General features: G+C 62.6%; 22 protein-coding genes and 1 pseudogene. 14 read left to right on the top strand and 9 right to left on the bottom strand.

The window, feature by feature from the left end:
• Positions 1–20: 20 nt before the first annotated feature.
• The 4 genes from ACSQ8R_RS18220 to ACSQ8R_RS18205 all read left to right on the top strand — a co-directional run bounded on the left by ACSQ8R_RS18220 (position 21) and on the right by ACSQ8R_RS18205 (position 2588).
• Entirely contained in the window at positions 21–530 is a 510-nt protein-coding gene (locus tag ACSQ8R_RS18220) for a prolyl-tRNA synthetase associated domain-containing protein (protein WP_436254671.1), read from the top strand.
• Positions 531–588: 58 nt separating this feature from the next.
• On the top strand, positions 589–1563 hold the full coding sequence (trxA, locus tag ACSQ8R_RS18215) for a thioredoxin (protein WP_436254670.1): 975 nt from the start codon (positions 589–591) through the stop codon (positions 1561–1563).
• Positions 1564–1710: 147 nt separating this feature from the next.
• On the top strand, positions 1711–2388 hold the full coding sequence (locus ACSQ8R_RS18210; protein WP_436254669.1) for an LON peptidase substrate-binding domain-containing protein: 678 nt from the start codon (positions 1711–1713) through the stop codon (positions 2386–2388).
• A gap of 11 nt (positions 2389–2399) precedes the next feature.
• On the top strand, positions 2400–2588 hold the full coding sequence (locus tag ACSQ8R_RS18205) for a Trm112 family protein (RefSeq protein WP_436254668.1): 189 nt from the start codon (positions 2400–2402) through the stop codon (positions 2586–2588).
• A 209-nt stretch (positions 2589–2797) separates the two neighbouring features.
• Here ACSQ8R_RS18205 and ACSQ8R_RS18200 read toward each other — a convergent pair.
• A pseudogene (locus ACSQ8R_RS18200) lies at positions 2798–4015 on the bottom strand (ubiquinone biosynthesis hydroxylase); the annotation flags it as partial.
• Between the two features lie 84 nt (positions 4016–4099).
• Here ACSQ8R_RS18200 and tesB point away from each other — a divergent pair.
• The 6 genes from tesB to ACSQ8R_RS18170 all read left to right on the top strand — a co-directional run bounded on the left by tesB (position 4100) and on the right by ACSQ8R_RS18170 (position 11590).
• A complete protein-coding gene (tesB, locus tag ACSQ8R_RS18195; protein WP_436254667.1) occupies positions 4100–4984 on the top strand; it encodes an acyl-CoA thioesterase II in 885 nt (294 codons plus the stop codon).
• Positions 4985–5207: 223 nt separating this feature from the next.
• A complete protein-coding gene (locus ACSQ8R_RS18190) occupies positions 5208–5546 on the top strand; it encodes a P-II family nitrogen regulator (RefSeq protein WP_007773854.1) in 339 nt (112 codons plus the stop codon).
• Positions 5547–5574: 28 nt separating this feature from the next.
• Positions 5575–7002: an ammonium transporter gene (locus ACSQ8R_RS18185; protein ID WP_436254666.1), complete on the top strand. Its 1428-nt coding sequence runs from the start codon at positions 5575–5577 to the stop codon at positions 7000–7002.
• A gap of 242 nt (positions 7003–7244) precedes the next feature.
• Positions 7245–9944 carry a DNA translocase FtsK 4TM domain-containing protein gene (locus ACSQ8R_RS18180; RefSeq protein ID WP_436254665.1) on the top strand — a complete coding sequence of 900 codons (2700 nt, stop codon included), beginning with the start codon at positions 7245–7247 and terminating at the stop codon, positions 9942–9944.
• A gap of 74 nt (positions 9945–10018) precedes the next feature.
• Entirely contained in the window at positions 10019–10675 is a 657-nt protein-coding gene (locus ACSQ8R_RS18175) for an outer membrane lipoprotein carrier protein LolA (RefSeq protein WP_436254664.1), read from the top strand.
• A gap of 111 nt (positions 10676–10786) precedes the next feature.
• The gene (locus ACSQ8R_RS18170; protein WP_436254663.1) at positions 10787–11590 is read left to right on the top strand and encodes an exodeoxyribonuclease III; all 804 of its coding nucleotides are present in this window, start codon (positions 10787–10789) and stop codon (positions 11588–11590) included.
• Between the two features lie 182 nt (positions 11591–11772).
• On the opposite strand, the gene ACSQ8R_RS18165 is transcribed toward ACSQ8R_RS18170, so the two are convergent.
• Together ACSQ8R_RS18165 and ACSQ8R_RS18160 are read right to left on the bottom strand one after the other, a co-directional pair.
• Positions 11773–12228 (bottom strand): cyclic nucleotide-binding domain-containing protein, encoded by a 456-nt coding sequence (locus ACSQ8R_RS18165; RefSeq protein ID WP_436254662.1) that lies wholly within the window; start codon positions 12226–12228, stop codon positions 11773–11775.
• Between the two features lie 69 nt (positions 12229–12297).
• On the bottom strand, positions 12298–12981 hold the full coding sequence (locus ACSQ8R_RS18160; RefSeq protein WP_113285168.1) for a response regulator transcription factor: 684 nt from the start codon (positions 12979–12981) through the stop codon (positions 12298–12300).
• 244 nt (positions 12982–13225) lie between these two features.
• Between ACSQ8R_RS18160 and ACSQ8R_RS18155 the strand changes: the two genes are divergently transcribed.
• Complete coding sequence (locus ACSQ8R_RS18155) at positions 13226–13777, top strand: L,D-transpeptidase family protein (protein WP_436254661.1); 552 nt, start codon at positions 13226–13228, stop codon at positions 13775–13777.
• Positions 13778–13941: 164 nt separating this feature from the next.
• On the opposite strand, the gene leuC is transcribed toward ACSQ8R_RS18155, so the two are convergent.
• A complete protein-coding gene (gene leuC / locus ACSQ8R_RS18150) occupies positions 13942–15351 on the bottom strand; it encodes a 3-isopropylmalate dehydratase large subunit (RefSeq protein ID WP_436254660.1) in 1410 nt (469 codons plus the stop codon).
• A 323-nt stretch (positions 15352–15674) separates the two neighbouring features.
• Here leuC and ppk2 point away from each other — a divergent pair, with 323 nt between their 5' ends.
• Complete coding sequence (gene ppk2, locus ACSQ8R_RS18145) at positions 15675–16589, top strand: polyphosphate kinase 2 (RefSeq protein WP_037081831.1); 915 nt, start codon at positions 15675–15677, stop codon at positions 16587–16589.
• Between the two features lie 239 nt (positions 16590–16828).
• On the top strand, positions 16829–17341 hold the full coding sequence (locus tag ACSQ8R_RS18140) for a nuclear transport factor 2 family protein (protein ID WP_436254659.1): 513 nt from the start codon (positions 16829–16831) through the stop codon (positions 17339–17341).
• 64 nt (positions 17342–17405) lie between these two features.
• On the opposite strand, the gene rplS is transcribed toward ACSQ8R_RS18140, so the two are convergent.
• A complete protein-coding gene (rplS, locus tag ACSQ8R_RS18135) occupies positions 17406–17951 on the bottom strand; it encodes a 50S ribosomal protein L19 (protein WP_037081417.1) in 546 nt (181 codons plus the stop codon).
• Positions 17952–18215: 264 nt separating this feature from the next.
• Between rplS and ACSQ8R_RS18130 the strand changes: the two genes are divergently transcribed.
• Positions 18216–18962 carry a sulfite exporter TauE/SafE family protein gene (locus tag ACSQ8R_RS18130; RefSeq protein WP_436254658.1) on the top strand — a complete coding sequence of 249 codons (747 nt, stop codon included), beginning with the start codon at positions 18216–18218 and terminating at the stop codon, positions 18960–18962.
• Positions 18963–19138: 176 nt separating this feature from the next.
• On the opposite strand, the gene trmD is transcribed toward ACSQ8R_RS18130, so the two are convergent.
• The 4 genes from trmD to ACSQ8R_RS18110 form a co-directional block, all read right to left on the bottom strand.
• On the bottom strand, positions 19139–19828 hold the full coding sequence (trmD, locus tag ACSQ8R_RS18125) for a tRNA (guanosine(37)-N1)-methyltransferase TrmD (RefSeq protein WP_436254657.1): 690 nt from the start codon (positions 19826–19828) through the stop codon (positions 19139–19141).
• 5 nt (positions 19829–19833) lie between these two features.
• Entirely contained in the window at positions 19834–20400 is a 567-nt protein-coding gene (rimM, locus tag ACSQ8R_RS18120; protein ID WP_210013197.1) for a ribosome maturation factor RimM, read from the bottom strand.
• A 119-nt stretch (positions 20401–20519) separates the two neighbouring features.
• Positions 20520–20885, bottom strand: a complete 366-nt coding sequence (gene rpsP / locus ACSQ8R_RS18115) for a 30S ribosomal protein S16 (RefSeq protein ID WP_046631809.1) — start codon at positions 20883–20885, stop codon at positions 20520–20522.
• 78 nt (positions 20886–20963) lie between these two features.
• Positions 20964–21278, bottom strand: coding sequence for a chorismate mutase (locus ACSQ8R_RS18110; RefSeq protein ID WP_436254656.1), 315 nt, complete (start codon positions 21276–21278; stop codon positions 20964–20966).
• Positions 21279–21289 lie beyond the last annotated feature (11 nt).

Below are 21289 nucleotides of genomic sequence, written 5' to 3'. Positions count from 1 at the left end.
ACAGAGCCAAATCCATCCGCATGAGCCAGACACAGCCGAAAACCGCCGAGGATCTTTTCCGTTTCCTCGACAGCCTGAACATTCCGCATTCGACCAAGACGCACCCGCCGGTTTTCACCGTGGCGGAATCCGAAAGCCTGCGGGACGAGATCCCCGGCGGCCACACCAAGAACCTGTTCGTGAAGGACAAGAAGGACCAGTATTTCGTCCTGACGGTCGAGGAGCGCGCCACGGTCGACCTGAAGACCGTGCACAAGGCGATCGGAGCGTCCAGCCGCGTCTCGTTCGGACGGCCCGAAATGCTTCTGGAATATCTCGGGGTCGTTCCCGGCTCCGTGACGGTGTTCGGCGCCTTCAACGATACCGGCCGAAATGTTACCTTCGTGCTCGACGAAGACCTGATGAAGCACGACATCATCAACGGCCATCCGCTGTCGAACGATGCCACCACATCGATCGGGCGCGACGATCTCATCCGCTTTCTGGAGGCGACCGGCCACGCGCCGCTTGTCTTGAAAGTAACAGACTGACATACGATCTTTGCAGCCTAGATGGCAAAGATGCGAAAGCGTTCCCGGGAGAACATTCATGAGCGGCAGCAATAACCCCTATGGCGGTTCCTACGGTGGGCAGATGACCGCTTCGGCCAGTTTTGGCGCGGCACCTGCCGCATCGGCTCCTGCAGGGGGTTACGTATCCGACACCAGCACGGCCGGTTTCACCAAGGACGTCCTCGAAGAATCGCGCCGCCAGCCGGTTCTGGTCGATTTCTGGGCGCCGTGGTGCGGCCCCTGCAAGCAGCTGACGCCGGTGCTTGAAAAGGTCGTCAACGAAGGCCAGGGCCGGGTCAAGCTCGTCAAGATGAACATTGACGACCACCCGTCGATCCCGGGCCAGCTCGGCATCCAGTCGATCCCGGCGGTCATCGCCTTCGTCGACGGTCGCCCGGTTGACGGTTTCATGGGCGCGGTGCCGGAAAGCCAGGTTCGCCAGTTCATCGACAAGCTCGCCGGACCTCCCGGCGCCGACCAGGCTGCCGAGATCGAGGCAGCTCTTGGCGAGGCGGAAACCCTGCTTGCCGGTGGTGAAATCCAGGAAGCCGCCCAGCTTTACGGCGCCGTCCTGCAGGCCGATCCGGAAAATGCCAAGGCCGCCGCCGGCATGATGCAGTGCCTGATCGCCATGGGCGAGACGGCCCGCGCCAGCCAGATGCTCGCCTCCCTCCCGGAAGAGCTTGCCAAGGATCCGGCGATCCAGGCGGTCGCCAAGAAGCTCGAACACATCGAGGAGGCCCGCAAGCTGGGCGATCCGGTGGCTCTGGAACGCCAGCTCGACGCCGACCCGGACGACCACGACGCTCGCCTGAAGCTTGCCAAGATCCTCAATGTGCAGGGCGAGCGCGACAAGGCCGCCGAGCACCTGCTGACCATCATGCGCAAGGACCGCACGTTCGACGACGATGGCGCCCGCCGCCAGCTCCTGGCATTCTTCGAAGTCTGGGGACCGAAGGATCCGGCGACGATCGCCGCCCGCCGACGGCTCTCCTCGATCCTGTTTTCGTGAGCCTGGGACTGTTTTCGCAAGCTGGGGCCAATCCCCAAGGATTGGTCTTGCGTTCTTGGGTGGGCGCCCCACATTATTCGTTGCGGCGAATCTTTGGTCTCAGCCGGTGACCGACTGGCCGGTGATCCTCTGGGAGGTGTCGGACCCATGCATGTGGGAAACGCAAGATATCTGAAGCGCGAGGATCTGCCGGAGACTATCCCCGTCTTTCCCCTGACCGGCGCGCTGCTCCTGCCGGGTGGACAATTGCCGCTCAACATCTTCGAGCCGCGCTATCTTGCCATGTTCGATGCGGCGCTCGCCGGTGACCGGCTGATCGGTATCGTGCAGCCGTCGCTGCTCGAATCCGGCGAGGCCGCCGAGGGTCCGCGAGCGCCCCTTTCGACCGTCGGCTGCATCGGCCGCATCACCTCGTTCGCCGAGACGGGTGACGGCCGCTACATCACCTCCATCAGCGGTATCTGCCGCTTCAGGCTCATCGACGAGGTGGGCCACGGCCATCCCTTTCGCAGGTTCAAGATCGCGCCGATGATGACCGACCTCTCGACCGAGGACGACGAGGGCACGGTCGATCGCGCCGAGCTGTTGCGCGTCTTCCGCGCCTATCTCGACGCCAACAAGCTGGAAGCGGACTGGGAAAGCGTAGAGCGCGCCGGCAACCGCACGCTCGTCAACTCGCTGTCGATGATGTCGCCCTTCGGACCGGCCGAGAAACAGGCGCTCCTCGAAGCGCCGGACCTCCGGACCCGTGCCGAAACGCTGATCGCGATCACGGAAATCCTGCTGGCGCGGGATTTCGGCGATTCCGACACCATGCTTCAATAGGCCCCCGGTCGATGGACGAAAAACTCAGCAAGGTCGATCCAAAACTGCTCGAGCTGCTCGTCTGCCCGCTCTCCAAGAGCCGGCTGTCCTTCAACCGGGAGACCAACGAACTCATTTCCCAGAAGGCGCAGCTCGCCTACCCGATCCGCGACGGCATCCCGATCATGCTGATCTCCGAGGCCCGCAAGATTGAGGATTGAGGTTGGCTGGGGGTTGCCCCTCATCCGCCTGCCGGCACCTTCTCCCCGCACGCGGGGCGAAGGACGCTAGACTCACGAACTGCATTTCCCATTTGCGAGCTGCACCCCGCCGGCGTTCATTGCTTGAGCAAACCGGTGCGGCATAACCCCTTCGCCCCGCAAGCGGGGAGAAGGTGCCGGCAGGCGGATGAGGGGCTCCGGTCGCGGACTTAGATTGTTTGCCCCGCCAGCAGCTTCGGCCCGTCCTCGCCGCTCTTGCCGGCCGCCTGGTCGATGAAGAAACTCTTCAGCTTCGGCATCCGCTCGACAATGCCCAACCCGAAGTCGCGGGCAATGCGGATCGGGGTGACGTCGTTGGAGAACAGCCGGTTTAGAACGTCGGTGGTCACCCCCATGCGGAACGTGTCGAACCGCCGCCACGACTGGTAGCGCTCCAGCACGTTGAGCGCGCCGATGTCGAGGCCGAGGCGATCGGCCTCGACCACCGTTTCGGCGAGCGCTGCGACATCCTTGAAGCCGAGATTGAGGCCCTGGCCGGAGATCGGGTGGATACCGTGCGCCGCATCGCCGGCAAGGGCGATGCGCGGCGCGACGAAAGCGCGGGCAAGCGTCAGGCCGAGCGGGAAGGCGCGCTTGCCGCCGACCACCGTCAGTTCCCCGAGCTTGTGACCGAAGCGGCGCTGAAGCTCCTCCTCGAATACCAGATCGTCGGATGCGACCAGCCGGTTGGCTTCCGGCGTCCGCTCGGTCCAGACGAGCGAGGAACGGTTGTTGGTGAGGGGCAGGATGGCAAACGGGCCGGACGGCAGGAAGTGTTCTTCCGCAACGCCCTCGTGCGGCCGTTCGTGCGCGACCGTCGCGACGATGCCCGACTGGCCGTAATCCCAGGTGACGGTCTTGATGCCGGCCATGTCGCGCAGCTTGGAGCGCACGCCGTCGCAGGCGACCAGAAGGCGGGTCTCGACCGTCGAACCATCCGAGAGCGACACCGTGCAGCGGGTGCTGCCCGACTGGAAGCCGGTGGCGGAAAGCCCATGGCGGATGGCGATGCCGAGGCGTTCGGCCGCGCCGCGCAGGGCTCTCACCATCGCGACATTCGGCACCATGTGGGCAAACGGCCTGCCTTCCTCGATTTCGCCGTCGAAGGTCAGGAATACCGGCCGCACCGGGTCGGACGTACGGCTGTCGGTGACGATCATCCGGTTGATCGGCTGGGCATCGACGGCGATCTCGTTCCAGATGCCGATGACGTCCAGCATGCGGGTCGCCGCGGCGATGATCGCCGAGGCCCGCTCGTCCTTTTCCCAGACGCCGGCGGGTGCGGCCTCGATTACCTCGACTTTCAGGTGCGGCGCCGCCTGCTTGACCGCGACCGCGGCGGCGAGACCCACATAACCGCCTCCTACAACCAGCATGTCCAGCATTTGCCTAAACTCCCGTGAGCCTTGAGAATATCATGTCCTGGATATAGATCATCCGAGAGCCGCTTCCTATCACCGGAGTTCGTCATAATGTCGCGCCAGACCGAATCGCCCTCCGCCATGGCACAGCTCATCGCGACGCTCGACCTCGAAAAGCTCGAGGAGAACATCTATCGCGGCACCAGCCCCGATGTCGGCTGGCAGCGGGTTTTTGGCGGGCAGGTGATCGCCCAGGCGCTGATGGCCGCCCAGCGCACCGTTGCGGTGGACCGTTTCGTGCATTCGCTGCATGCCTATTTCATGCGTCCCGGCGATCCTTCGGTGCCGATCCTCTATCAGGTGGAGCGTATCCGCGACGGGTCAAGCTTCACGACCCGGCGGCTCACGGCGGTGCAGCACGGCAAGGCGATCTTCGCCATGTCCGCCTCGTTCCAGGTCGAGGAGGGCGGCTACGACCACCGGATCGACATGCCTTCCGTCACCCAGCCGGAAGATCTGATGGGCGAGAAGGAGTTCAAGGAACTCTTCATGAAAAATGCACCGGAGAACGTGCGTCGCTACTGGAGCCGGGAGCGGCCGATCGAGGTGCGCCCGACCTCGCTTACGCATTATCTCACCAGGGACAAGCTTGAGCCACGGCAGGACATCTGGGTGCGCACCGTCGGCGAAGTGCCGCACGACCGGCATTACCAGGCAGCCGTGCTCGCCTGGCTCTCCGACATGACGCTGCTCGACGCCTCGCTTTATCCGCACGGCACCTCGATCTTCGATCCGACGCTCCAGGCCGCGAGCCTCGACCACGCGATGTGGTTCCACAGGCCTGTCACATTCGACGACTGGCTCCTCTACACGCAGGACAGCCCAAGCGCCTCCGGCGCCCGCGGAATGACCCGCGGCAGCATTTACACCCGTTCTGGCACACTGGTCGCCTCGGTCGCCCAGGAGGGACTGATTCGGAAAAAGGCAAATGATTAATTATTGTGCAATTTTACAATTTTGCACAAGTTTTGGCCGTCTTTGGGCCACCCAAATGCCCGTTTTTTGAGGCCCGCTTTACAAGCCTTTACATTTCAATAACTTATAGGCTGAATCGAAACTGGCACGCCCCTTGAATGTATCTCGCCAGTCGCTGTCATGATCTGACGTCGATGAGGAGAGTCGGCCTTGGCCGAGGACAAACAAAGGATGGGAAAGCCAGATGAAAATCGTGATGGCCATTATCAAGCCGTTCAAGCTGGATGAGGTGCGCGAAGCCCTCACGGCTGTCGGCATCCAGGGCCTGACCGTGACCGAAGTCAAAGGTTACGGGCGCCAAAAGGGGCATACCGAAATCTATCGCGGTACCGAGTATGCCGTAAGTTTTCTGCCAAAACTGAAGATCGAAATCGCAGTCCCCTCCGACCTCGTCGAAAAGGCCGTGGATGCGATCGCTTCGGCCGCCAAGACCGGCCAGATCGGCGATGGCAAGATCTTCGTCTATTCGATCGAGCAGGCCGTGCGCATCCGTACCGGCGAAACCAACACAGAAGCGCTTTAAGCACGGCTGACAGGGGAGTTTTTAAGCTATGCAATTTAACAAGATTTCCACTCTCGGACGCCTGGGTGCCGCCGCCGCGGCACTTCTGGCTCCGGCCGTCGCTTTTGCGCAGACGGCTGCCGCACCGGCGGCTGAGGCTGCAGCCGCAGCTCCGGCGATGACGGTCGACAAGGGCGACACGACCTGGATGCTGATTTCTTCCATCCTCGTCCTTCTGATGATCGTGCCGGGTCTGGCACTGTTCTACGGCGGCCTCGTTCGCGCCAAGAACATGCTTTCGGTTCTGATGCAGGTCATGATGATCGCTGCCGTGGCGATGGTTCTGTGGGTCGCCTACGGCTATTCGCTCGCCTTCACGGACGGCGGCTCGATCAACAGCTTCGTCGGCGGCTTCTCCAAGATGTTCCTGGCCGGCGTCGATACGACGACGATGTCGGAAAGCTTCACCAAGGGTGCGGCCATTCCGGAACTCGCCTTCGTCTGCTTCCAGATGACCTTCGCGGCCATCACGCCTGCGCTGATCGTCGGCGCATTCGCCGAACGCATCAAGTTCTCGGCAGTCATCCTGTTCACCATCCTGTGGCTCACCTTCGTCTATTTCCCGATGGCCCACATGGTCTGGTTCTGGGGCGGCCCGAGCGCCTATGACGGCCCGACCGGCCTGATCTTCGGCTTCGGCGCGATCGACTTCGCAGGCGGCACCGTCGTCCATATCAATGCTGGTATCGCAGGTCTCGTCGGCGCCATCATGGTCGGCAAGCGCACCGGTTTCGGCAAGGACATGATGGCTCCGCATTCGATGACGCTGACCATGGTCGGCGCAGCGCTTCTGTGGGTCGGCTGGTTCGGCTTCAACGCCGGTTCGAACCTCGAAGCCAATGCCTACGCCGCTCTGGCAATGATGAACACCTTCGTCGCGACCGCTGCCGCGATCATTGCCTGGGCCATCGTCGAAACCTTCGCTCGTGGCAAGGCTTCCATGCTGGGCGCCGCTTCGGGTGCCGTTGCAGGTCTCGTGGTGGTCACCCCGGCTGCCGGCTTCGTCGGTCCGATGGGCGCCATCGTCATGGGCCTGATCGTCTCGCCGGTCTGCTACTTCTTCGTCTCCACGGTGAAGAACAAGTTCGGTTACGACGATACGGCTGACGTCTTCGGCGTACACGGCATCGGCGGCATCATCGGTGCGATCCTCACCGGCGTGTTCGTCAACCCGGCTCTCGGCGGTGCAGGCATCGTCGATTATTCGACGGCTGACTTCGCAGCCAGCTATGCCGGCACGGCAACCCAGGTCTGGGCTCAGTTCAAGGGCGTGATCGTCACGTTGCTGTGGTCCGGTATCGGTTCTGCGATCCTCTACAAGATCGTCGATCTCATCGTCGGCCTGCGCGTCACGGTCGAAGCCGAGCGCGAAGGTCTCGACCTCGCCACCCACGGCGAAGCCGCTTACCACTCCTGATCAATGGCTTGCGGCGGCGGGTGACCGTCGCCGCAGCACATCACACCGCGGCTTTTTGTAGCCTGCATGCGCCCGGACCCTGGTCCGGGCTTTTTTATGCATGTTTTCAGGCCTTATCCGCCAGTTTGTGGTTAAAGCGACATTAACCACCGTCGCGCTATTCTCCGCTGGAATTGCGTGAATCAGCCGTCAGGCTGCCGATTCGCGCTTGGAGTTGCGTTCAAGGACGGCGGGCAGACACGATGGGCAGAAGCAGTTCAGCGGCTATGGCAAACCGGTCCACCCGCCTGGTGCTCACCGCCTTCGTGTGGCGGCAGGCGGTGGCGCTTGTGGGTTTCGGCGTCTTCCTCGCACTGGCGCTGGCGGTTGCGGCGCTGGCGACCTGGAACGTAGCCGACCCGAGCTTTTCCTATGCGACCGACAATGCGCCGACCAATATCCTCGGCTTTGCGGGTGCGGCCTTCGCCGATCTGATGATGCAGTTTTTCGGTCTTGCGAGCCTTGTCGCCCTGCTGCCGGTGCTCGCCTTCGCCCTGGCATTGATCGCGGGGCGCAAATACGACCGCGTTCCGGCTCGCCTCGCCGCCTGGGGCGGCGGCACGCTGCTCGCCTCGGCGATGCTCGGCTGCTTTCCGGCGCCGCTCACCTGGCCGATCCCGAACGGCATCGGCGGCGTCATCGGCGACATGATCCTGCGCTTCCCGGCGCTGTTCGTCGGCGCCTATCCGACGGGTACCGTGGCGATGGTGCTCGGCTGCCTCTTCATCATTCCCTGCGCATGGCTGATGTTGTTTGCCTCCGGCCTCGTCGGCGAGGCCTTCGCGGAGGATGTCGAGGACGACGATCAGCCGGTTGCAGCCGCAAAAACCCGTTCCAAGCGCGAGGAGATCGAGGAAGAGGATGACGAGGACGGGTTTGGCGGGTTCCTGGCGTTCGGCGCTATCGCCCACTATTGGTATATCGCCCAGGCCAGATTGCGCCGCCTTGCCGGCATCAAGCCGCGCAGCCGTATGGATTTCGACCAGCCCTACGATTTCAACGAGGACGAGTTCGGGACGCTGAACGAGCCGGTTCGCGCGAGATCGGCCCCCGTGGCCCCCGGCCGTCGCATGGAGCCCTCGCTCGATGGTCCCGCCGAGCGGGTCACCTCGCCGCGCCGGCTGGTGGCCGCTCCGCCGATTTCCAGCCATGACGATGACGACGATTACGACCCGTCGTTCGACCGGGACGACATGCCGCCGCGTCCGGCGGGCATCCTTGCCGATGACGACGAGGACGACGATGCGCCATTCGTCGCCTCGCGCGCACCGCAGACCGTCAACGGCGTCCGTGTCCAGCAGCGCGTGGCGGCTTCGGCCGCGCCGCCGAAGCCGAGCGCCCGTGTTGCCCGCGAAGCCCAGGGCTCGTTCATCGCGCCGGATGGCTTCCAGCTTCCCTCCGTCCATCTGCTGAACGAACCGAAGGCCGTCGCCCGCGACGCCTCGCTGTCCGCTGATGCGCTGGAGCAGAATGCGCGGCTGCTTGAGGGCGTGCTCGAGGATTTCGGCGTCAAGGGCGAGATCATCCATGTCCGCCCCGGTCCGGTCGTCACGCTTTACGAACTCGAGCCGGCGCCGGGCATCAAGTCGTCGCGCGTCATCGGCCTTGCGGACGACATTGCCCGTTCGATGAGCGCGATCGCCGCCCGCGTCGCCGTCGTTCCCGGCCGCAACGCGATCGGCATCGAACTGCCGAACCGCACCCGCGAGACGGTCTACCTGCGCGAAATGATCGGCAGCAAGGATTTCGAAGGCAGCAAGGCGAAGCTCGCCATGGCGCTCGGCAAGACGATCGGCGGCGAGCCCGTCGTCGCAGACCTTGCCAAGATGCCGCATCTGCTGGTCGCCGGTACCACCGGTTCGGGTAAATCGGTCGCCATCAACACCATGATCCTGTCGCTTCTCTACCGCTATACGCCGGAGAAGTGCCGCCTGATCATGATCGATCCGAAAATGCTCGAACTCTCCGTCTACGACGGCATTCCGCACCTGCTGTCGCCCGTGGTCACCGACCCGAAAAAGGCCGTCGTCGCGCTCAAGTGGACCGTCCGCGAGATGGAAGAGCGCTACAAGAAGATGTCGAAGATCGGCGTACGCAATATCGACGGCTTCAACAGTCGCGTCGAGCAGGCGCTCGAAAAGGGCGAGGTCCTGACCCGCACCGTCCAGACCGGCTTCGACCGCCATACCGGCGAGGCGATGTACGAGACGGAGGAATTCGATCTCCAGCCGATCCCCTATATCGTGGTGATCATCGACGAAATGGCCGACCTGATGATGGTCGCCGGCAAGGATATCGAAGGCGCCGTGCAGCGCCTGGCGCAGATGGCACGTGCGGCCGGTATCCATGTGATCATGGCGACGCAGCGTCCCTCGGTCGACGTCATCACCGGTACGATCAAGGCGAACTTCCCGACCCGCATCTCCTTCCAGGTGACCTCGAAGATCGACAGCCGCACGATCCTCGGCGAACAGGGCGCCGAACAGCTGCTCGGCATGGGCGACATGCTCTACATGGCCGGCGGCGGCCGCATCCAGCGTGTCCACGGACCTTTCGTTTCCGATACGGAAGTGGAAGACATCGTCGCCTACTTGAAAACTCAGGGGCAACCCCAATATCTCGATGCGATCACGGCCGACGACGACGAGGATGGCGACGGTGCCGGCCCGGCCGGCATGTCCAACCTCGCGGAGTCGGACGACCCCTACGACCAGGCGGTGGCGATCGTGCTGCGGGACGGCAAGGCGTCGACGTCCTATGTCCAGCGCCGTCTCGGCATCGGCTACAACCGTGCCGCCTCGCTGATCGAGCGGATGGAGCAGGAAGGGCTGATCGGGCCGGCCAACCATGCCGGCAAACGCGAGATCCTGGTGCCGACCGAGGGCGATATCCTCGAACGGTAAGGCTTTCGTGATCGCCAGGGGCCGGCCATCAAGCCGCCGCCTTTGGTGCGGAGGAGTAACGAAAGGAGACCAGAATGGAAAAAGAAAAGACTATCCTTTCAAACATCGCTTCCGGCGCGCTCGGCCGCCGGCAGTTTTCGCTCGGGCTTGCGGGCCTGGCAGCGGCGGCCTTCGCGCCGAACCTCGGCTTTGCCCAGAGTGCGGGCGGGGCGGCGGCGCAGAAGATAGCCGATCATTTCTCCTCGGTGAAAACGATGATGGGCGAATTCGTGCAGTTCGGCCCGCGCGGCGAACAGACCGGCGGAAAATTCTTCATCGAGCGCCCCGGCAAGCTGCGCTTCAACTTCGAGGATCCGTCACCGATCCGCGTCATCGCCGACGGCAAGAACGTCGTTGTCGGCAACATGAAGCTGAAGACCTGGGATATCTATCCGCTCTCCAAGACGCCACTCAGCCTGCTGCTCGCCAGCCGCATCGATCTCGGCAACCAGATGGTCCGCGACGTCAAGGAAGAGTCCGATCTCACCACGATCGTGCTCGGCAACAAGACGGTGTTCGGCGATTCGACTATCACCATGATGTTCGATTCCAAGACCTACGACCTGCGCCAATGGACGATAACCGACGCCCAGAACAAGGATACGTCGGTGATGATCTACAATGTCCAGAACGGCGTGAACCTCGACGAAAAGGTGTTCACCATCCCTTACGAGGACGTCCGCAAGGGCTGACCTCGGCAGGGCCTGAAATGAATAGGGGGCTGCGCTTGGTTGCGCGGCCCTTTTCGCTTCTCAGTGACCCCAAAATTTCCTAAACCTCGCGGGAGAAGCCCGAGGGATATCATGACATTTTCGATCACAACCTGGAATATCAACTCCGTGCGGCTGCGCATGCCGATCGTCCAGCAGTTCCTCGTCCGCCACAAGCCGGACATCCTCTGCCTTCAGGAAATCAAGTGCCAGGAGCCTGAATTCCCGCTGCAGCCGCTGAAGGACCTCGGTTACCAGCACATCATCATCCATGGCCAGAAGGGCTATCACGGCGTCGCCATCGCCTCGAAGGTGCCGCTTCTCGAAGACCATCGCCAGAATTTTTGCAATGTCGGCGATGCCCGGCATATCTCGGCGATCTTCGAGCGCGGCTCGCGGCGCATCCGCCTGCATAATTTCTACGTGCCGGCCGGCGGCGACGAGCCGGACCGGACGATCAACCCGAAATTCGGCCACAAGCTTGATTTCGTCGAGGAGATGAAGGCGCTGAAGGCGGACGGCATGCCGGGCATCTCGTCGATCCTCGTCGGCGATCTCAACATCGCGCCGCTGGAGCACGACGTCTGGTCGCACAAGCAGCTCCTGAAGATCGTCAGCCACACGCCCATCGAGACCGAGGGCATGAAGGAGATCATTGCCAAGGGCGGCTGGCTCGACCTGATGCGCCAATACACGCCGGAGCCGGAAAAGATCTACACCTGGTGGAGCTACCGCGCCAAGGACTGGGAAGCGGCGAATAAGGGCCGACGGCTCGACCATATCTGGTCATCGCCCGACCTCGGGCCGTTCCTCGACCGCATCGACGTGCTGAAGGAAGCCCGAGGATGGAACCAGCCTTCTGACCACGTGCCGGTGACGGCGGTGTTCAAGTTCTGACATCGAAGGGACGCGTCTGCGTCTGCCCCTCACCCTAGCCCTCTCCCCGCTTGCGGGGAGAGGGGACGTGCCCCACGAAACGGATCAACGGGACGGAGAGTGCGGCACATGTCCTTCGCCCCGCGTGCGGGGAGAAGGTGCCGGCAGGCGGATGAGGGGCGGCTACGAGCAGAAAGCCCCAATCAGGCGAACCGATCCTGCATCGCCGCCGCCGCCTTGGCTAGGCTCGCGATATTGTCGCGGATGCGGCTTTCGATCACCCGGCCGACCTGCGGATATTCCTCCAGCAGGCGGTGGAACAGCGCACGGCTGATCTTCAGGGCCTCGGAGTCCTCGATTGCGACGGCCGTGAACTTGCGTTCCACCATGGTGACGAGCGCCAGTTCCGACAGCAGCGTGCCCGGACCGACGGTCGCTTCGACCTTCATCTCGCCGCCCCGGTCCGCCATCAGCAGCTCGAAACGGCCCCTGGCAACTATGAAGGCCGATTCGGCCGGGGATCTTTCCCGGAACAATTGCTGGCCGGTCGTCACCTGCCGCCGCTCGGCGCCGAAGGCGACGAGACGCAGCTGGTCGTCGTTCATGTCCCGGAACAGCGGAACCTGGGAGAGCAGGCGGATATCTTCGGTCAGCGACATGAGGGCTCTAGTTTCTCTGCTTGCCGCAATTCCGGACGGAAAACCGCAGCACACTTTTCCTGGAATTGCTTAGGGTACGATCTTGTAGCCGCCGTTTTCGGTGACCAGGATTTCGGCGCTCGACGGGTCGCGCTCGATCTTCTGCCGAAGGCGGTAGACATGGGTTTCCAGCGTATGCGTGGTGACGCCGGAATTATAACCCCAGACCTCCTCCAGCAGCACGTCGCGGGTCACCACCTTCTGGCCGGCGCGATAGAGGTAGCGGATGATCGCCGCCTCCTTCTCCGTCAGGCGGATCTTCTTGCCGTCCTCGGTTGTCAGCAGCTTCTGGCTCGGCTTGAAGAGATAGGGGCCGACGGTGAAGGTGGCGTCCTCGCTCTGTTCGTACTGGCGAAGCTGGGCGCGGATGCGGGCGAGCAGCACGGCGAACCGGAACGGCTTGGTCACATAGTCGTTGGCGCCGGCTTCCAGCCCGAGAATGGTGTCGGAATCGGTGTCGTGGCCGGTCAGCATGATGATCGGCGCCTTGAAGCCGTTCTTGCGCAGCAGTTTCACCGCCTCGCGGCCGTCCATGTCCGGCAGGCCGACATCCATGATCAACAGGTCGATCTGGGCGCTCTTGGCGGTGTTCAGCGCCTTGGCGGCATTCGCTTCCTGGAGAATTGCGAACTCGTCGTAGAACGACAACTGCTCGACGAGCGTCTCACGCAGATCGTCGTCGTCGTCCACCAGGAGTATCGTGCGCGCTGCCATGCGTTCTTGCCTTTCGTATCGCCGTTTGCGTTCTGACCGTCATTGCAGTCAATCGAAGCGCATTTAGGGCTCCTCGATCTAAATCCCTACAGCATCGACCCAAAAATCGGAATCGATTTTCAGAAAGTACGATGCTTTGATTCAATATGCTAAAGCGTCGTTTGCGCATCCGGAGGATGCGCGGCGCTTTAGTGTGCTATGAATTCAAACGAAATCATATTCAAAGCAAAACCTTGTGAGAGAAATGCAACGTTTTCGCGAGGGAAATCACAAAAAGACGGCAGTGGTCACCGTCCGGACCGCGCCGCGCGACCGCCGGCGGGCGATCGTCTCCTTCGGCGGCATCACCGTGCAGGCGGCACTCGGGCGTTCCGGAACCACGCCGTTCAAGCGGGAAGGCGATGGCGCGACCCCGATCGCGGCGATGCGGCTGCTCCATGGCTATGTGCGCGGGGACCGCGCCAGCCTGCCGCCGACGGCGCTTTTGATCACGCGCATCCGAAAAGACATGTTGTGGTGTGACCAGCCGGATCACCCTTCCTACAATCGTCCCGTCAAAGCGCCTTTTCGGCCAAGCCATGAGGAAATGATGCGGGCCGACGGGCTCTACGACATCTGTCTCGTGCTTGACTGGAACATCACGTCTCGCATCCGCAATCGCGGTTCGGCGATCTTCTTCCACCTCATCAAGCCGGGCTACCAGCCGACCGCCGGCTGCATCGCCGTCAGTTTGCAGGATATGAAGCGGCTGATCCGCTTCATGCGGAAGGGGACGGTGGTGAGGGTGCTCGGGTAGCCTCCGGAAACGAAAATGCCCGGCGCGAAGGCCGGGCATTTTCCGTCATCCTTGGGCTTGTCCCAAGGAGCCAAGCCGTCTCGACCAATCTCGTCGTCGCAGATGCTCGGGACAGGCCCGAGCATGACGGCGAAGACAGAGCGTCTTCAGATCCCCCAAGCGGATTACTTCCACTCGCGGATATCGACGAAATGGCCGGCGATCGCGGCTGCGGCGGCCATGGCCGGCGAGACGAGATGGGTGCGGCCCTTGTAGCCCTGGCGGCCCTCGAAATTGCGGTTCGAGGTGGAGGCGCAGCGCTCGCCCGGCTTCAGGCGGTCGTCGTTCATTGCGAGGCACATCGAGCAGCCCGGCTCGCGCCATTCGAAACCGGCGGCCTTGAAGATCTTGTCGAGACCTTCGGCTTCCGCCTGTTCCTTGACGATGCCGGAGCCCGGCACGACCATGGCCGAGACGGTGGAGGCGACGGTGCGGCCTTCGACCACCTTGGCCGCGGCGCGCAGGTCTTCGATTCGGCCGTTGGTGCAGGAACCGATGAAGACGCGGTCGATGGCGATATCGGTGATCTTGGTGTGCGGCTTCAGGCCCATATAGTCCAGCGCACGCCATTTCGAGGTGCGCTTGGTCTCGTCCTGGATGTCGTCCGGGTTCGGAACCGAACCCTCAACCGAGATCACGTCTTCCGGCGAGGAACCCCAGGAGACGATCGGCGGCAGGTTGGCGGCGTCGAGCACCACGACCTTGTCGAAATGCGCGCCTTCGTCGGTCTGCAGCGTCTTCCAGTAGTCGAGCGCCATGTCCCAGGCCTTGCCCTGCGGGGCGCGCGGCTTGCCCTTGATATATTCGAAGGTCTTTTCGTCGGGAGCGATCAGGCCGGCGCGGGCGCCGCCCTCGATCGTCATGTTGCAGACCGTCATGCGGCCTTCCATGGAGAGCGCGCGGATCGCTTCGCCGGCGAACTCGATGACATGGCCGGTGCCGCCGGCAGTGCCGATTTCGCCGATGATCGCAAGGATGATGTCCTTGGCGGTGACGCCGGGCGGCAGCTGGCCGTCGACGCGAACCAGCATGTTCTTCGCCTTCTTCTGCACCAGCGTCTGGGTGGCGAGCACGTGCTCGACCTCGGACGTGCCGATACCGTGCGCCAAGGCACCGAAGGCGCCGTGCGTCGACGTGTGGCTGTCACCACAGACGATGGTCATGCCCGGCAGAGTAAAGCCCTGTTCCGGACCGACGATGTGGACGATGCCCTGGCGGACGTCTTTTTCGGAATAATATTCGACGCCGAAATCATAGGCGTTCTGGGCAAGCGCTTCCACCTGGATGCGGCTTTCCTCGTTCTTGATGCCTTCGTAGCGGTCGAGGGTCGTCGGCACGTTGTGGTCGACAACGGCGAGCGTCTTTTCCGGCGCGCGGACCTTGCGGCCGGCGATGCGCAGGCCTTCGAACGCCTGCGGCGACGTCACTTCGTGAACGAGGTGACGGTCGATGTAGAGAAGACAGGTGTGGTTTTCATCCTCGGAAACGACGTGGTCGTCCCAGATCTTGTCGTAAAGGGTGCGAGGTGCGCTCATGGCTGCTGTCCGTAAAGCTGACTGAAACAGGAAATGGGTATCCGGCAGCACGGGGCTGCCTCAAGCTGAGGAAGGTCAGCTAAGTCGGTCGCAAAGCGCCCCGGATACCCGCGCGAAAAACCGTGCCGGCAGACGCTTGTGGTCCTGCAGCACGACGATATGGTTCGCGAGGCATCCGAATTTCGATCCCATGGCCGCTGCAATAGCAGTTTCTGCAGAAATCGGCAATCGAATTGCTTCTCAGAAAATCTGTCGCATCTCTGTCATAAAGCTTTCGCGGAAACGTGGTTGATCTCAGTTTCCATAACGGAGGAATGCTCACCATGTCCGAACCGATGCAAGACCAGCTCAGCCGCATCAAGGAGGAGATCGCCGACAGCTTCGATGAAGAGCTGGAAATGCAGATGGAAGAGGACCGGCTCGACGAGCTGGTCGCCGAGGGCATGTCCGAGCCCGCCGAGGCGACGATCGACCGCCGGATCTATTTCCGCGAACTCTTCCGCCTCCAGCACGAGCTCGTCCGGCTGCAGGACTGGGTGCAGTACAAGAAGCTGAAGATGGTCGTGCTGTTCGAAGGTCGTGATTCCGCCGGCAAGGGCGGCGCCATCAAGCGCGTTACCCAACGTCTCAACCCGCGCGTCTGCCGCACGGTCGCCCTTCCCGCGCCGACCGAGCGCGAGCGCAGCCAGTGGTATTTCCAGCGTTACGTGCCGCATCTGCCGACCGCCGGCGAAATGGTGCTGTTCGACCGGTCCTGGTACAACCGCGCCGGCGTCGAGCGCGTCATGGGCTTCTGCACCAAGGACGAGCTGGAGGAGTTCTTCCGCTCGGTGCCGGAATTCGAACGCATGCTGGTCCGTTCCGGTATCATCCTCGTCAAGTACTGGTTCTCGATCACCGACGAGGAGCAGGAATTCCGCTTCAAGATGCGCATCCACGACCCGCTGAAACAGTGGAAGCTGTCGCCGATGGACCTCGAAAGCCGCGTCCACTGGGAAGAATATACCAAGGCCAAGGAGGAAATGCTCCAGCGCACCCACATTCCGGAAGCGCCGTGGTGGGTGGTGCAGGCCGTCGACAAGAAAAAGGCGCGGCTCAACATGATTTCTCATCTTCTCGCCCAGGTGCCTTACGAGACCGTGCCGAAGGAGCAGATCGACCTGCCGGGCCGCGTTCGGAACGACGATTACATCCGTCATCCGGTGCCGGCGGACATGTACGTTCCGGAAGTCTATTGAATTTCCCTGCGTGTGCGCTCCGATCGTCAATAGCAGGTGGATATAGGTGACGATCGAATATCGTCGTCATCATCCTCGGCCGAACGTTGGCGGCGAGACGGGCGATCTCCGTCTGACCGGAGGTTGCCGCCATTGGTTCCCTACGCGGAACCAATGGCGGCAAAACTGCCTCCTTACGCCTCGCTGGCGTTTCTCCTATGACTTTTACAAGCCAGATCAAAACGCTTGGGAGAACGTCGATGATACGAGTCTTGAAACATGCCGCTCTGGGTTTGGTCCTGCTCGGGGCCGCGATGGGCACGCTTACCGCGCCGTTGCGGGCACAGGAACCGGTGATGGCAGCCCCGGACAAAGACGCGCTTTTCACCAGCACGGACCCCAAGCTGCATGCAAACAAGCAGGTTGTCTACGGCATCGTCCGTGACCTGCTGGAAGCCAATCACTGGGACAAGGCCGATCGGTATCTCACTGAACGCTACATCCAGCACAACCCGAATGCCGCGTCGGGGCGCGAGGGGGTGGTGCGCTATTTCATCGACGTCCTGAAGCGGAAGCCGAGCCCCGTTCCCGACAAGATAAAAACACCGGTCGCCTTTGTTACAGCGGAAGGCGATCTGGTGACCGTCGGGACGGTGCGCGAAATGAAAGATCCTCGCGATCCCTCGAAGAGCTATACCACCACCTGGTACGACACATGGCGTATCGTCAACGGCAAGGCGGATGAGCACTGGGATTCGGCCGTCAGGAATTAGACCCGGTATCGCGCAACAAAAAAGGCGGCCCACGGACCGCCTTTTTGCATTCTATATGAAAAGCTTATTCGGCAGAAGCTTCAGCGGCCTTGGCGGCTTCGGCAGCTTCTGCTGCGGCCTTTGCTTCAGCGGCTTCTGCTGCTGCCTTTTCGGCGGCGAGAGCCTGGGCTGCTGCAACCTTCTCGGCTTCGATCCGTGCCTTTTCCTCGGCAACGGCCTGACGCTCGGCGTCGTTCAGCTTGCGGGCGCGAACGCCGGTGTCTTCAACGATACGAGCCGACTTGCCGCGACGATCGCGCAGGTAATAGAGCTTGGCGCGACGGACCTTACCGCGGCGAACGACTTCGACGCTTTCGACCATCGGCGAATAGACCGGGAATACGCGCTCGACGCCTTCGCCGTAGGAGATCTTGCGAACGGTGAAGCTTTCGTTGATGCCGCCGCCGGAACGGGCGATGCAGACGCCTTCATAAGCCTGTACGCGGGTGCGGTTGCCTTCGGTAACCTTCACGTTGACGCGGAGCGTGTCGCCGGCGGAGAATTCCGGAAGCGTGCGCTTGGCTGCAATCTTGGCGGCCTGTTCGGCTTCCAATTCCTGGATGATATTCATCGTCTCAAACCTTTGGTTCTTCTGAAACAGCCAGAGCGCTCAGCGTATATCCCTTTGGTCCAAGCCTTGGGGATTTGCCTTTTCGGCAGAGCGAATTCGCCATTCTTTGTTGCTGGTCGACGGGATATTTCCCATTTCCGGCTGGGCCAATACACGAAAGACTTGGGTTTGTCATCCCGTCGATTGCGATTTTATGACGAAAAGCCTGCTATTGCCGCCTTTCGCGCAAGCCGCTATCTGAGGGCCAGGGATGAGGAAACATCAATGACAATCACAATGATAGCCCTGCTCGCCGCGGCGGGCTTCCTGTCCGGCGCGGTCAACGCGATCGCCGGCGGCGGGACTTTTCTGACCTTCGGGGCGATGACGCTTGCCGGCATTCCGCCGATCCTGGCCAATGCGACGTCATCGATCGTGCAGTTTCCCGGCTATGTCACTTCGACGATCGCCTATTGGGACGAGATTTCCAGCCGCTGGCGCAGCGCGCTCGTGCTTGCGCTGGTTTCGGTCATCGGTGCTTTCGCCGGTGCTTTCCTGCTGTTGTCGCTCGACAATCCGTCCTTTCGCGCGCTCGTGCCGTGGCTGCTGGCGGCCGCCACCGCGGTGTTTGCGGCAGGGCCGTGGCTGAAACCGAAGGCGTCCGCGGAGCGGTCGGCCAACTCCCCCGGCTCGGTCATCGGACAATTCCTGACGGCAATCTATGGCGGCTTCTTCGGCGCCGGCATGGGCATCATGATGCTTGCGGTGCTCGGCGTCACCACCGGCGGCAGCTACCATCATCTCAATGCGCTGAAAAACATGCTGGCGATCCTGATCGCGGCCGTCGCCATCATCGTCTTCGTCGGCGGTGGCGTCATTGCCTGGCCGGAGGCACTGGTGATGATCCCGGCGGGCGCGCTCGGCGGTTATGCGGGCGTCTGGATGGCGCGGCGGGTGCCGCAGGCGGTGCTGCGCTGGTGCGTGGTGGCGGTCGGTGCGGCGCTGACGGTCTATTATTTCGTGACGGGGTGAGTGGCGCTGCGTGGAGCCCCTCCCCCTTGTGGGGAGGGGACTTTGCTCCGAGTAAAAACCCCTCCCGCCTGCCGGGGACGGGTCGCTTGCCCCGCCCCCGGACCCCCACAAGGGGGAGGGTTAAGTGTGCCGTGCCGTCGCGCGTTCCATTGAGGCCCGAATGGTCGATGAGGGAGTTACTTCGCCTTGTTCGGCAGCAAATCCGGACGGCGCGTCCGCGTCAGCCGCTCGGCCTCCTCCAGCCGCCATTTCTCGATCGCGGCATGGTTGCCCGATGTCAGCACGGCCGGGATTTCCCGGCCTTCGAACACCTGCGGCCTTGTATATTGCGGATGTTCGAGCAGCCCGTTCTCGAAGCTTTCATGGGTGCCTGACAGCGCATTGCCCATGACGCCCGGCAGGATGCGCACGACCGCGTCGAGCAAAGTCAGCGCCGCCGGTTCGCCGCCGGACAGGACGTAGTCGCCGATCGATACTTCTTCGAGATCGCGGCCGTCGATCACCCGCTGGTCGATCCCTTCGAACCGGCCGCAGACGATCACCACGCCGCCGCCGGCCGCCAGCTCGCGAACCTTTTGCTGCGTCAGCGGTCTTCCGCGCGGGCTCATCAGCAGGCGCGGGCGGTTGTCATTTCCAGAGACGTGGTCGATCGCCTTGGCAAGGATATCCGGCTTCAGCACCATTCCGGCGCCGCCGCCGGCCGGCGTGTCGTCGACGGTGCGATGCTTGTCCTGTGCAAAATCCCGGATCTGTACCGTCTCGAGCGACCATTGCCCGCGCTCCAGCGCCTTGCCGGCCAGGGACAGGGCCAGATGCCCGGGAAACATTTCCGGGTAGAGCGTCAGGATGGTGGCGCGGAAGGTCATCGCTGCTATTTGCCCTTTTTGGGCAGGCCCGGTGCCGGACCGTCATCTTCCGGATTTTCCGCAAGGCCGGCTGCCTGAGGATCGATGACGATCTTGCCGCCTTCGAGGTCGATCTCCAGCACCGCTGCCTCGGAGAAGGGGATGAGGGCAGGGCGGCGGCCGGGGCCTTTCAGCTCCAAGAGGTCGCCAGCGCCGAAATCGTAGACCGCGCTCACCGTACCGTAGCTCTTGCCTTCCTGATCGACCGCTTCGAGGCCTTCGAGATCGGCATAATAGAATTCGTCTTCCTCGAGTTCGTCGTCCGGCAGGTTGTCGCGTTCGATGAACAGTTCGAGGCCGGCCAGCGCTTCGGCCGCATTGCGGTCGTTGATGCCGCGGAAACGGACGATCGCGACGTTCTTGGCTTCGCGGATTTCGAGGATCTCGAAGATCCGGCCGTCCTCGCTGTGCAGGTTGCCGTAGTCGCCGAGCGCGGTCGGATCGGCCGTGTACGTGCGCACCCGCACCTCGCCTCGGAGACCCTGGGCGGCGCCGATGGTCGCCATCAGAACGGGATTTTCGAGCTTGGTCATGAGGGTCGTGATCTCGGTTGTCGTGCGCTCATTTAAGCTCTGCGCGATCAAAAGCAAACAGCAAAACGGGCAGCGCGTCGCCGCGCCGCCCGTCGTTTAAGAAAGCATGGTCGCGAAGCTTATGCTTCGGCCGCAGCGGCTGCTGCTTCTTCAGCCTTCTGGGCGCGTTCCTTGATGCGTTCCTGGGCCTTCTTGCCCGGCTGGCCCTTGCCCGGGTTGTTCTTGGCTTCGCGCTGGGCAATGCCGGCTTCAGCGAGGAAGCGCAGAACGCGGTCGGTCGGCTGGGCGCCGTTGTCGAGCCAATGCTTGATACGGTCGGCGTTCAGTTCGACGCGCTTGGCATCGTCCTTGGCGAGCATCGGGTTCCAGGAACCGAGCTTTTCGAGGAAGCGGCCATCGCGCGGCGAACGGGCGTCAGCAACGACGACGGTGTAGTACGGACGCTTCTTGGAGCCGCCGCGGGCGAGACGAATTTTCAGGGACATTGCAATTACTCCTAGGTTTTTCTGGGCCGCCGTCGGCGGGCCGGGGTTCTTGTCGTGCCCGCCGTGAGGCGAGCTTATTCATGCCGTCTTCGTGCCGACGCGTTCGGCGGCAATGGCTTCATGATGCCGGATGACTTCCGTGATGACGAAGTTCAGGAACTTCTCGGCGAAATCCGGGTCCAGATGCGCTTCCTTCGCCAGGCGGCGAAGTCGCTCGATCTGGAATTCTTCGCGCGCCGGGTCGGCTGGCGGCAAATCGTACTGGGCTTTGAGGACGCCCACTTCCTTGGTGCAGCGGAAACGCTCCGCCAGCATGTGCACGAGCGCCGCGTCGATGTTGTCGATCGACTGGCGGTAGCTTGCGAGTTTCGCTTTGACCTCGGGGTCAACCATCGGCGTGTCCT

This window comes from Neorhizobium sp. LjRoot104, assembly GCF_964253725.1.
In the GTDB taxonomy this organism is placed as follows: Bacteria; Pseudomonadota; Alphaproteobacteria; order Rhizobiales; family Rhizobiaceae; genus Neorhizobium.
This window is presented reverse-complemented; position numbering and strand designations above follow the sequence as displayed.